An 11,177-nucleotide genomic window follows, 5' to 3' on the forward strand; every position below is an offset into this window, starting at 1 on the left:
TGACCGGCGCGCCGCCGCGCATGCGGCCGCGCCGGCCTTCGCTCCCGTCTTGACCGATTTATGCCGACTCACCCGCTGGTATTCCATTCCTCGCCGGACCAGACGATCGCCTGGCGCGACGGCACGCCCGTCACCGTGCGCGCGTTCGTCGCCGACGTCGCGCGCGTGGCCGCCGCGCTGCCCGCCGGCGGCCACGTATTCAACGTGTGCCGCGACCGCTACCGCTTCGCGGTCAGCCTGTGCGCGGCGCTCGTCGCCGGCAAGATCAGCCTGCTGCCGTCGACGCACACGCCGGAAATGGTCCGCCAGCTCGCCTCGTTCGCACCCGACGCGTTCTGCCTGCACGACGCACCCGACTGCACGATCGACCTGCCGCGCTTCGCGTATCCCGATACCGCGCCCGGCGCGCTTGCGAGCGATGCGCCGTTCGCCGTGCCGCAGATCGATGCGGCGCGGATCATGGCCTACGTATTCACGTCCGGCTCGACCGGCGCGCCGGTGCCGCACCGCAAGACCTGGGGTTTCCTGGTCGGCTGCGTGCGTGCGGCGGCCGACCGCCTCGGGCTGCTCGACGGCCGCGCGGCCACGCTGATCGGCACGGTGCCCGCGCAGCACATGTACGGCTTCGAGTCGACGGTCCTGCTTGCGCTGGTCGGCGGCCTCGCCTTCAGCAACCGTCAGCCGTTCTACCCGGTCGACATCCGCGACGAACTCGACGCGATCCCGCAACCGCGCGTGCTCGTCACGTCGCCGATCCACCTGCGCGCGCTGCTGTCCGCCGGCCACGCGCTGCCGCCGGCGGCGCTCGTGCTGTCGGCCACCGCGCCGCTGTCGGAAAAGCTCGCATGCGAAGCCGAGGCCGCGCTCGACGCGCCGCTCGTCGAGATCTACGGCAGCACCGAGACCGGCCAGATCGCGACCCGCCGCACGTCGCAAGGCGCGACGTGGGAATTGTTCCCGGAGATCCGCCTCGACGCGCGCGACGAACCGGACGGCGACGACAGCGGGCCGACCGTCTGGGTGTCGGGCGGGCACGTGGAAGCGCCCGTGCCGATGGGCGATGCGCTCGAACTGCTTGGCGACGGCCGGTTCCTGCTGCACGGCCGCAAGGCCGACCTCGTCAACATCGCCGGCAAGCGCACGTCGCTCGCGTACCTGAACCATCAGCTCAACGCGATTCCGCAGGTGGTCGACGGCGTGTTCTTCATGCCCGGCGAAGCCGCGCCGGCGCACGACGACACCGGCCTCGAGCCGATCACGCGCCTCGTCGCGCTCGTCGTCGCGCCGACGCTCACGACCGCCGACCTGCAGCGCGCGCTGCGCGAGCGGATCGATCCCGCGTTCATGCCGCGCCCGCTCGTGTTCGTCGATGCACTGCCGCGCAACGAAACGGGCAAGCTGCCGCGCGACGTGCTCGCCGCGCTCGTCGCGCAACACGCGCGCGCGGCGGCCGCGCCGGTACCCGAACGCGGCACGGCCGCCGCGCCCGCACTTGCGTTCACGGTTCCCGCCGACCATCCGGCGCTGCCCGGCCACTTCCCCGGCCATCCGGTCGTGCCGGGCGTCGTGCTGCTCGATCACGCGATCCACGCGATCGGCACCGCGCTGAACCGTCCGTTGCACGCGTGGCGGCTCGGTTCCGCGAAATTCCTGAGCCCGGTCGCACCGGGCGAACCGCTCGATCTCGCGTACGACGCCGCGCCCAGCGGCGCGATCCGCTTCACGCTGCGTGCCGGGTCGCGCGAGGTCGCGACCGGCGTGCTGTCCGCGCCGCCGGCCGCGCAGGATGGCGCGCAGCCATGAAGCGCACCGCGTGGGCCGAACGCCAGGAACGCAGCAACGCCGGTTTGCTGCGCACGATGACGTGGATCTCGCTGCGCTTCGGCCGGCAGCGCGCGCGCATCGTGCTGCACCTGATCGCGACGTACTTCGTGCTGTTCTCGCCGGTCGCGTGCGCCGCGTCGCGCGACTACCTGCGCCGCGTGCTCGGCCGCCCCGTGCGCTGGCGCGACGTGTACCGGCACGTGTTCACGTTCGCGGCGACGATCCACGACCGCGTCTACCTGATGAACGGGCGCTTCGACCTGTTCGACATCCGGCTGCACGGCGAGACGCTCGTCGACGATGCGCTCGCGGGCGGCCGCGGCGCGTTCCTGATGGGCGCGCATCTCGGCAGCTTCGAGGTCGTGCGCGCGATCGGCCGCACGCATCCGGACCTGCACGTCGTCGTCACGATGTACGAGAAGAATGCGCGCAAGATCAACGCGACGCTCGCCGCGGTGAACCCGGCCGCGAAGCCGGAAGTGATTCCGCTCGGGCAGGTCGACTCGATGCTGAAGGTGCGCGAACGCCTCGACGCGAACTGCATGGTCGGCATGCTCGCCGACCGCACGCTGCTCGACGACGCGGCCGCGTCGCTGCGGCGGCTGCCGCTGCTCGGCACGCCGGCCGCGTTCCCGCTCGGGCCGCTGTACATGGCCGCGATGCTGAAGCGCCCGGTGATCTTCATGACGGGCCTCTATCGCGACGGCAACCGCTACGATGTGCACTTCGAGACACTCGCCGACTTCTCCGGCGTGCGGCGCGACACGCGCGCGGCGGCCGTCGACGCGGCACTCGCGCGCTACGTCGCGCTGCTCGACAAGTACTGCCGCGCGGCGCCGTACAACTGGTTCAACTATTTCGATTTCTGGCAGGGCGGCGATGCCCCGGCCGCGCGCCGCGACATGGCGCACGCCGGTACCGGCCTGTCCGCCACGAGGGATCCCGACGCATGACCGCCGTTCGCCGCCTTCTGCTTCCGTTCGCGACGCGCCGCGCCGCCCGCCTGCTCGCGGCCGCCGCCGCCGCGATCTCGCTGGCCGTGCCCGCGCACGCGGCCGACACGGCACCGGCATGGAACCTCGACCGGCTGATGTCGACGCTCGCCCAGCACAAGTCCGGACGCGCGACGTTCACCGAGACGAAGTACCTGTCGATCGCCACGCAGCCGGTCGAATCGTCCGGCGAGCTCGTGTTCGTCGCGCCCGATCATCTGGAAAAACACACGCTGAGCCCGAAGCCCGAACACCTCGTCGTCGACGGCGACATGCTCACGGTCGAGCGCAACAACCGCAAGTTCACGCTCGCGCTCGCGCGCTATCCGGAACTCGGCGCGTTCATCGACAGCATCCGCGCGACGCTCGCCGGCAACCGCTTCGCGCTCGAACAGGTCTACAAGGTCGCGCTCGCCGGGCACGGCGACGACTGGACGCTGACGCTCACGCCGCTCGACTCGCGGATGCTGAAGGTCGTCAGCACGATCACGCTCGACGGCACGCGCGACGTATTGCGCAGCGTCGCGATCCGGCAGGCCGACGGCGATCATTCGGTGATGCGCCTGCAACCCGTTGCGGCGACCGCGAACTGATGGACGAACGCACGCGCCCGACACCCGTCGCCCGTCGCCCGCACGTGTGGCGGCAGCGCGCGGTGCTCGTATGGCTGCTCGCGCTCGTCGCGTGCGGCGTCGCGATCGGGCGCGCGCACTTCACGGCCGACCTGTCCGCGTTCCTGCCGAGTTCGCCGAGCGCCGGGCAGCGCGTGCTCGTCGACCAGTTGCGCGACGGCATCGTGTCGCGGCTGATCCTCGTCGCGATCGACGGCAGCGATGCGGCCACGCGCGCCGCACTGTCGCGGCGCGTCGCCGGCGCACTGCGCACCGATCCGCAATTCGCGGCCGTGCACAACGGCGAAGCCGCGAACGACGCGCGCGACCGGCAGTTCGTCTTCGATCACCGCTACCTGCTGAGCCCGGCCGTCACGCCGCAGCGCTTCAGCGCCGACGGCCTGCACCAGGCGCTCGGCGACAGCCTCGACCTGCTGAGTTCGTCCGCCGGCCTCGTGGCCAAGGCGATGCTGCCGCGCGATCCGACCGGCGAAGTCACCGCGCTCGTCGACCAGCTCGACAGCGCGGCCGAACCGGCGAGCCGCGACGGCGTGTGGGCATCGCGCGACGGCGCGCGCGCCGTGCTCGTCGTGCAGACGGCTGCCGCCGGCTCCAATACCGACGCACAGGCACGCGCGATCGACACGGTGCGGAGCGCGTTCGCCGCGGCGAAGCAGGCCGTGCCGAATGCGGCCGCAACCACGCTCGCGATGACGGGCCCCGGCGTGTTCTCGGTCGACACACGCGACACGATCCGGCATGACGTCGAGCGTCTGTCGACGGCGAGCGTCGTGCTGATCGTCGCGCTGCTGCTGACGCTGTACCGTTCGCCGCGCACGCTCGTGCTCGGGCTGTTGCCGGTACTGACGGGCGTCGCGGCCGGGATCGCGGCGGTCAGCGTCGCGTTCGGCACGGTCCACGGGCTCACGCTCGGCTTCGGCACGACGCTGATCGGCGAAGCCGTCGACTATTCGATCTACCTGTTCGTGCAATCGGCGCAAGCCGGCACGCGCGGCACCGCGCGCCCGGGCGATGCGACGCGCGCATGGGTCGCCGCATACTGGCCGACGATCCGGCTCGGCGTGCTGACGTCCGTGTGCGGTTTCGCGTCGATGCTGTTCTCCGGATTCCCGGGCCTCGTGCAGCTCGGGCTGTATTCGATCGTCGGGCTGACGGCCGCCGCGCTCGTCACGCGCTTCGTGCTGCCGCACCTGCGCGGCGAACATGTCGCGATCCGCGACGTGTCGCGCGTCGGCGCGGTGCTCGCGCGCGCGGCCGATGCCGCGCCGCGGCTGCGCTGGCCGCTCGCCGTGCTGGTGGTCGCCGCGATCGCGACGCTCGTGCTGCATCGCGACGGCCTGTGGAGCCGCGAGCTCGCCGCGCTCAGCCCCGTGCCGGCGCAAGCGCAGGCGCTCGACGCGCGGCTGCGCGCCGACGTCGGCGCGCCCGACGTGCGCTACCTCGTCGTGATTGCCGCGCCGACCGAACAGGCCGCGCTCGAAGGCGCCGAACACGTGGCCGCACAATTGCAGCCGCTCGTCGACCAGGGCGTGCTCGCCGGGTTCGAAAGCCCCGCGCGCTACCTGCCGAGCGATGCCGCGCAGCGCGTGCGGCAGGCGAGCTTGCCGGATGCGAACGTGCTCGCCGCACGAATGCGCGACGCCGTCGCGAACCAGCCGATCGCGGTGAAGCCCGACCTGTTCGCGCCGTTCATCGCCGACGTCGACGCCGCGCGCCATGCGCCGCTGCTCACGCGCGCAGACCTGCGCGGCACGTCGATGGCGCTCGCCGTCGATGCGCTGCTGACCGAACGTGACGGCCGCTGGAGCGCGATGCTGTCGCTGCGCGCGCCGGATGCCGCACGCACCGCGCAGCCGGCGTCCGGCCTCGATGCGACGCCGATTCGCGCGGCCGTCGCGCGTGCGGGCGTGCCCGATGCGCTGTTCGTCGACATGAAGGCCGAAGCCGATCGCCTTTACGTGAGCTACGTGCGCGAGGACATCCGGCTGTCGCTCGCGGGTTTTGCTGCGATCGCCGTGCTGATGCTGATCGCGCTGCGTTCGCCGCGCGTTGCCGTGCGCGCGCTCGCGCCGCTCGTCGCGGCCGTGCTGGTCGTGACGGCCGGCTTCGCGCTGGCCGGCGTGCAACTGACGATCCTGCATCTCGTCGGGATGCTGCTGATCGTCGCGGTCGGCTCGAACTACGCGCTGTTCTTCTGCAAGCGCGACGACGCGCAGCCCGTGACGCCTTACACGCTCGTGTCGCTGCTGATCGCGAACCTCGCGACGGTCGCCGGCTTCGGGCTGCTCGCGCTGTCGCGCGTGCCGCTGCTGGAGACCTTCGGGCTGACCGTCGGCCCCGGTGCAATGCTCGCGCTCGCGTTCGCGGCGATTCTCGCGCCGCGTGCCGCAACGGCCGGCACGCGTCATCAACGGAGTCCGGCATGAACGCGCCGTCGTCCGTTCCATCGCACCCGGCCGGCGATACGCGCCGCTGGAAACCGACGCCGCTGATCGCGGGGACGGCCGCGCTGCACGCGGGTGCGGCGGCCGCCGTCATCGCGCAACCGGCTACGTGGCCATGGGCCGTCGGCGGCGTGGTCGCGTCGCATCTCGCGCTGACGGCCGCCGGCCTGTGGCCGCGCAGCGCGCTGCTCGGCCCGAACTGGACGCGCCTGCCGGCGGGCGCCGGCCGCAAGATCGCACTGACGATCGACGACGGCCCTGACCCCGACGTCACGCCGCGCGTACTCGACCTGCTCGATCGTTACGACGCACGCGCGACGTTCTTCTGCATCGGCGATCTTGCGCGCCGCCATCCTCGGTGGATCGAGGCAATCGTCGCGCGCGGCCATGCGGTCGAGAACCACAGCCAGCGGCACCGGCATACGTTCTCGCTGTCGGGGCCTGCCGCGCTGCGGCGCGAGATCGCGGCCGCGCAGCAGACGCTGACCGAGATCGCCGGCACCCGCCCGCTGTTCTTCCGCGCGCCGGCCGGCCTGCGCAATCCGTTTCTCGAACCGGTGCTGTGCGAACTTGGCCTGCAGCTCGCCAGCTGGACGCGGCGCGGCTTCGACACGCGTGCCCGCGATGCCGCGATCGTCACGCGTCGCCTGCTGCACGGTCTCGATGCGCGCGACATCCTGCTGGTACACGACGGTCATGCGGCACGCGATGCGCGCGGCGAACCGGTCGTGCTCGACGTGCTGCAGGCGGTGTTGCGCGCAGCCGCCGATGCGCAGTTGCACTGGACCACGCTGCGCGCGGCGCTCGCGCCCGAACCGCCCGGCCAGCCGGGCGTTCCGGCCCCCCCGTTTGATAAAATCTGACCTCGAACGGCGCGCCCGCCAGCCCTGCTGCGGCGCCCGTTCCGGCCACCGGATGCGACCCTCGTGAACCCTCTCCTGCTCTCGCACTTCACCGCCACCAGCTGCATCGGCCGCGGCCTCGATGCGACCCTCGACGCGCTGCGCCACGCGCGCGGCGGGCTCACGCCCTGCGACTTCGAACGCGCGGATCTCGACACGTGGATCGGTGCGGTGGACGGCGTCGATGCGCACCCCGTGCGCGCCGATCTCGCCGACTTCGAATGCCGCAACAACCGCCTCGCGCAGCTCGGCCTCACGCAGGACGGCTTCGACGCGAGCGTCGCGGCGGCCGTCGCCCGCTACGGCGCGGCGCGCGTCGGCGTGTTCGTCGGCACGAGCACGGCCGGCATCCTCGAGACCGAGCACGCATACCAGCGCCGCGATCCGGCGAGCGGCGCGCTGCCGGCCGATTTCCGCTATGCGCAGACGCACAACCCGTATTCGCCGGCCGCGTTCGTGCGCGCGTATTTCGCGCTGCGCGGGCCGGCGATGGCGATCTCGTCCGCGTGCTCGTCCGGCGCGAAGGTGTTCGGCTCCGCGCGCCGCATGATCGAAGCCGGGCTGATCGACGCGGCAGTCGTCGGCGGCGTCGATTCGCTGTGCCTGACGACGCTGTACGGTTTCAATTCGCTCGAACTGCTGTCGCGCCAGCCGTGCCGTCCGTTCGACGTCGCGCGCGACGGCATCTCGATCGGCGAGGCCGCCGCGTTCGCGCTCGTCGAGCGTGTGCCCGAGCGGCCCGCCGCGCTCGACGACGACGCGATCCTGCTGCTCGGCATCGGCGAATCGAGCGACGCGCATCACATGTCGTCGCCGCATCCGGAGGGGCTCGGCGCGCGCACCGCGATCGAGCAGGCGCTCGCGTCCGCCGGCCTCGGCGCGCACGACATCGACTACGTGAACCTGCACGGCACCGCGACGCCGAGCAACGACGCGGCCGAAAGCCGCGCGGTCGGCGCGCTGTTCGCCAGCACGCCGTGCAGCTCGACGAAGGGCGCGACCGGCCATACGCTCGGCGCGGCCGGCGCGCTCGAAGCCATCGTCGCCGCACTCGCGCTGCGCGACCAGTTCGTGCCGGCCGGCGTCAACACGACGCAACCCGACCCGGCACTCGCGGCCGACTACGTGCTCGCGAGCCGCGACACGCGCGTGCGCGCCGTTCTCTCCAATTCGTTCGGCTTCGGCGGCACGAATTGCAGCCTGATCCTCGGCCGCGCCGATCACGCACGCCGTTGAGGCCCGCCATGACACTCACCGCCTACATCGAAAGCATCGGCCTCGTCGGGCCCGGATTGAACGACTGGCCGCACGCGGCCGACGTGCTTGCGGGCCGCGCGCCCTATGAACCCGCGCGCACCGAACTGCCGCCGCCGGCCGGCCTGCCGTCGGCCGAGCGGCGCCGCACCGGCCCCGTCGTGCGCACGGCGCTTGCGGTCGGCCACGCAGCGGCGGCCGCGAGCAGCCGCGACGCGGCGACGCTCGCGACGGTGTTCAGCGCATCCGGCGGCGACGGCCAGAATTGCCACGCGATCTGCGAAACGCTGGCCGGCGACGATCGCCAGCTGTCGCCGACGCGTTTCCACAACTCCGTGCACAACGCGCCGGCCGGCTACTGGAGCATCGCGACCCGCGCGATGGCGACGTCGAACGTGCTGTGCGCACACGACGGCAGCTTTGCCGCCGGCCTGCTCGAAAGCCTGTGCCAGGTCGTCGTCGATCGCATGCCGACGCTGCTGATCGCGTACGACACCGACTATCCGGAACCGCTGCGCGCGGTGCGGCCGATCGGCGATGCGTTTGGCGTCGCGCTCGTGCTCGCGCCCGACGCGAGTGAACGCGCGCTCGCCCGCATCGACGTGCAGCTCACCGACGCGCCCGCGACGACACTCGCGAATGCCGAACTCGACGCGCTGCGCGCCGGCAATCCGGCCGCGCGTGTGCTGCCGCTGCTCGACGCACTCGCCGCGCAGCGTTCGACGCGTGTCGTGCTCGACTATCTGGCCGATACGCGCGTGCAGGTCGACGTCGCGATGCCCGAATCCGTCGCGGAGCGTGCGTGATGACCGCCACGCGCCCGCTTGCGCCGCCGCTCGACCACGCATGGATCGCCGCGCACATTCCGCACGGCGGCGCGATGTGCGTGCTCGATACGGTCGATGCATGGGATGCCGAACGGATCCGCTGCACGGCGACGAGCCATCGCGATCCGCACAACCCGCTACGCTCGCACGGCCGGCTCGCGTCGGTCTGCGGCATCGAATACGCGGCGCAGGCAATGGCCGTGCACGGTGCGCTGCTCGGTGCGCACGAAGCACGCCCGCGCGCCGGTTATCTCGCGAGCGTGCGCAACGTCGACGCGTTCGTCGACCGGCTCGACACCTTCGAGCAACCGCTCGTCGTCGACGCGGAACGCGTGAGCGGCGATGACCGCTCGGTGCTGTACGGCTTCGCGGTGCGCTGCGGCGATCGCGTGCTGCTGTCCGGCCGCGCCGCGGTGATGCTCGACGCCTCGGCCGCCGGCGCGTTTCAACCGGCGCCAGCCGGCTCCACGAATCCTCGCTGAAGAGGCAAACCCAAGGAAACCAGGTCGTGAAAGTTCGTCAGTTCATTGGTACCGCGCTCGTTCTGGCGCTGATCAGCCCGATCGCGCACGCGGACATGTCGGAAGTGAAGCAGGACATCAAGCGTGATTCGAAGGAGGCCGCGCACAAGACCGGCGAAGCGGCACGCAGCTTCGGCCATGCGACCGCGAGCGCCGCGAAGGCGGTCGGGCACGGCGTCGCGCATGCGTCGCGCGAAGGCTGGGACGCCACCAAGCGCACGACGAAGCGGATCTTCCACAAGAGCGACTCGGGCGAGTCGTCCGGAAAGAGCGACAAGAGCGATTGATCACGCTCGTCGCGCGCAGGCTGCCTGCGCGCGACGCGTGACCGTGCATCGATCGTGACGCGTCACTACCGCGCTACTGCCGCCGTCAACGCGCCCCGCGCATGCGGCGGGCCGGCCGTGCCGGCCTGCGCGCGAAGCACCTGCCGTACGCGACGAGCCAGCAATCGCGATGATCGAAGTTCCGCAGCAGCCGCGCGCGGCGCCGCTCGAGCCAGTAGAGCGAGACCGCCATCGTCAGCGCGACGGCCAGTGCCGTGCCGCCGATCGCGAGTCCCATCCAGGTGTCGCCCATGCGTTCTCCGGAATGCGAGGCCGAAGCGGCGCGCCTGCCGCCGCCCTGGCACTGGATAGTGCGGAACGCGGCCCGACACGTGCGCGGACGCCGTGCGGGCCGCCGCGCGTCAGTGCATGTGCTGTCCGCCGTTGATCGCGATGTTGGAGCCCGTCACGAAGCCGGCCTCCTCCGAGCACAGGTAGGCGACCAGCGCCGCGACTTCCTCGGGCTTGCCGAGCCGGCCCGCCGGAATCTGCGGGAGGATCTTCGAGTCGAGGATGTCCTGCGGGATCGCCGTCACCATCTTCGTCGCGAGGTAGCCCGGCGACACCGTGTTCACCGTCACGCCCTTGCGCGCGATCTCGAGCGCGAGCGATTTCGTGAAGCCGTGCATGCCGGCCTTCGCGGCCGCATAGTTGGTCTGGCCGACCGAACCCTTCGAGCCGTTCACCGACGAGATGTTGACGATGCGACCCCAACCGCGTTCGACCATGCTTTCGCAGACGGGCTTCGTCATGTTGAACACGGAGTCGAGGTTCGTGCGGATCACCGCATCCCAGTTGACCTTGTCGAGCTTGCGCAGCGTCATGTCACGCGTAATGCCCGCGTTGTTCACGAGAATGTCGACCGGGCCGATGTCCCGCACGATCTTCTCGATGCATTGCTGGCACGAATCGTGATCGGCCACGTCCACCGGGTACGCATGGAACTCGCGGCCGGCCGCATGCATCTCGGTCAGCCAGCGGTCCGCGCCGGCGTTGTTCGGCGAATACGTGACGACTACCCGGTGGCCCGCGTCGTTCAACCTGATGCTGACCGCTTCGCCAAGACCGCCCATTCCACCTGTCACAACTGCAATTCGCTTAGTCATCCTATAAATTACCGACAAAAAAGTAATCGATGAACGCGGGGCGGCGGCATCGTACCTGCTGCCGCCCCACCGCTTCGATGCGCAACCGCCCGCGTCGCGGGCGCGGCACGCACCGGAACTCCGCGCTTGTTATTGGCTGCTTGTCATGCGCGAAACCCGCCTGGTTCGCCTGCGACGCCAGCCAGCGCCCCGCAGCGAACCGTGTCGTCAGACCCTGCTCAGACGCGCTCGACCGCGAGTGCGACACCCATCCCGCCGCCGATGCACAGCGACGCCAGCCCGCGCTTCGCATCGCGCTTGACCATCTCGTGCAGCAGCGTCACCAGGATCCGGCAGCCCGACGCGCCGA

11 protein-coding genes and 1 pseudogene are annotated in these 11,177 nt (G+C 71.3%); 9 read left to right on the plus strand and 3 right to left on the minus strand.

The window, feature by feature from the left end:
• Window positions 1–60: 60 nt before the first annotated feature.
• The 9 genes from HWX87_RS28215 (at window position 61) to HWX87_RS28255 (ending at window position 9,683) form a co-directional block, all read left to right on the plus strand.
• On the plus strand, window positions 61–1,803 hold the full coding sequence (locus HWX87_RS28215; protein ID WP_176050344.1) for an acyl-CoA synthetase family protein: 1,743 nt from the start codon (window positions 61–63) through the stop codon (window positions 1,801–1,803).
• The gene (locus HWX87_RS28220) at window positions 1,800–2,777 is read left to right on the plus strand and encodes an acyl-CoA synthetase (protein WP_176050345.1); all 978 of its coding nucleotides are present in this window, start codon (window positions 1,800–1,802) and stop codon (window positions 2,775–2,777) included. The genes HWX87_RS28215 and HWX87_RS28220 overlap by 4 nt, the downstream gene beginning before the upstream one ends.
• A complete protein-coding gene (locus tag HWX87_RS28225) occupies window positions 2,774–3,409 on the plus strand; it encodes an outer membrane lipoprotein carrier protein LolA (RefSeq protein ID WP_176050346.1) in 636 nt (211 codons plus the stop codon). The genes HWX87_RS28220 and HWX87_RS28225 overlap by 4 nt, the downstream gene beginning before the upstream one ends.
• Complete coding sequence (locus tag HWX87_RS28230) at window positions 3,409–5,874, plus strand: MMPL family transporter (RefSeq protein WP_176050347.1); 2,466 nt, start codon at window positions 3,409–3,411, stop codon at window positions 5,872–5,874. Before HWX87_RS28225 ends, HWX87_RS28230 begins: the two co-directional genes overlap by 1 nt.
• Window positions 5,871–6,755, plus strand: a complete 885-nt coding sequence (locus HWX87_RS28235; protein ID WP_176050348.1) for a polysaccharide deacetylase family protein — start codon at window positions 5,871–5,873, stop codon at window positions 6,753–6,755. The genes HWX87_RS28230 and HWX87_RS28235 overlap by 4 nt, the downstream gene beginning before the upstream one ends.
• Before the next feature lie 63 nt (window positions 6,756–6,818).
• On the plus strand, window positions 6,819–8,030 hold the full coding sequence (locus tag HWX87_RS28240; RefSeq protein ID WP_176050349.1) for a beta-ketoacyl-[acyl-carrier-protein] synthase family protein: 1,212 nt from the start codon (window positions 6,819–6,821) through the stop codon (window positions 8,028–8,030).
• Window positions 8,031–8,038: 8 nt separating this feature from the next.
• Window positions 8,039–8,854, plus strand: a complete 816-nt coding sequence (locus HWX87_RS28245; RefSeq protein WP_176050350.1) for a beta-ketoacyl synthase chain length factor — start codon at window positions 8,039–8,041, stop codon at window positions 8,852–8,854.
• A complete protein-coding gene (locus HWX87_RS28250) occupies window positions 8,854–9,357 on the plus strand; it encodes a hotdog family protein (protein ID WP_176050351.1) in 504 nt (167 codons plus the stop codon). Before HWX87_RS28245 ends, HWX87_RS28250 begins: the two co-directional genes overlap by 1 nt.
• 26 nt (window positions 9,358–9,383) lie before the next feature.
• Complete coding sequence (locus tag HWX87_RS28255) at window positions 9,384–9,683, plus strand: hypothetical protein (protein WP_176050352.1); 300 nt, start codon at window positions 9,384–9,386, stop codon at window positions 9,681–9,683.
• An 85-nt stretch (window positions 9,684–9,768) separates the two neighbouring features.
• Here HWX87_RS28255 and HWX87_RS28260 read toward each other — a convergent pair whose 3' ends face one another.
• The 3 genes and pseudogenes from HWX87_RS28260 to HWX87_RS28270 all read right to left on the minus strand — a co-directional run.
• Window positions 9,769–9,975, minus strand: a complete 207-nt coding sequence (locus tag HWX87_RS28260) for a hypothetical protein (protein WP_176050353.1) — start codon at window positions 9,973–9,975, stop codon at window positions 9,769–9,771.
• 109 nt (window positions 9,976–10,084) lie between these two features.
• Window positions 10,085–10,828 (minus strand): acetoacetyl-CoA reductase, encoded by a 744-nt coding sequence (gene phbB / locus HWX87_RS28265; RefSeq protein ID WP_176050354.1) that lies wholly within the window; start codon window positions 10,826–10,828, stop codon window positions 10,085–10,087.
• Window positions 10,829–11,046: 218 nt separating this feature from the next.
• Window positions 11,047–11,177: pseudogene (locus HWX87_RS28270) on the minus strand (acetyl-CoA C-acetyltransferase); the annotation flags it as partial.

The organism is Burkholderia sp. BCC1644 (genome assembly GCF_902833225.1).
Lineage (GTDB): Bacteria > Pseudomonadota > Gammaproteobacteria > Burkholderiales > Burkholderiaceae > Burkholderia.

Coding starts and splice junctions, on each gene's coding strand:
- HWX87_RS28215 (WP_176050344.1), top strand. CDS start 61: ATGCCGACTCACCCGCTGGTATTCCATTCCTCGCCGGACCAGACGATC.
- HWX87_RS28220 (WP_176050345.1), top strand. CDS start 1,800: ATGAAGCGCACCGCGTGGGCCGAACGCCAGGAACGCAGCAACGCCGGT.
- HWX87_RS28225 (WP_176050346.1), top strand. CDS start 2,774: ATGACCGCCGTTCGCCGCCTTCTGCTTCCGTTCGCGACGCGCCGCGCC.
- HWX87_RS28230 (WP_176050347.1), top strand. CDS start 3,409: ATGGACGAACGCACGCGCCCGACACCCGTCGCCCGTCGCCCGCACGTG.
- HWX87_RS28235 (WP_176050348.1), top strand. CDS start 5,871: ATGAACGCGCCGTCGTCCGTTCCATCGCACCCGGCCGGCGATACGCGC.
- HWX87_RS28245 (WP_176050350.1), top strand. CDS start 8,039: ATGACACTCACCGCCTACATCGAAAGCATCGGCCTCGTCGGGCCCGGA.
- HWX87_RS28250 (WP_176050351.1), top strand. CDS start 8,854: ATGACCGCCACGCGCCCGCTTGCGCCGCCGCTCGACCACGCATGGATC.
- HWX87_RS28260 (WP_176050353.1), bottom strand. CDS start 9,975: ATGGGCGACACCTGGATGGGACTCGCGATCGGCGGCACGGCACTGGCC.
- phbB (WP_176050354.1), bottom strand. CDS start 10,828: ATGACTAAGCGAATTGCAGTTGTGACAGGTGGAATGGGCGGTCTTGGC.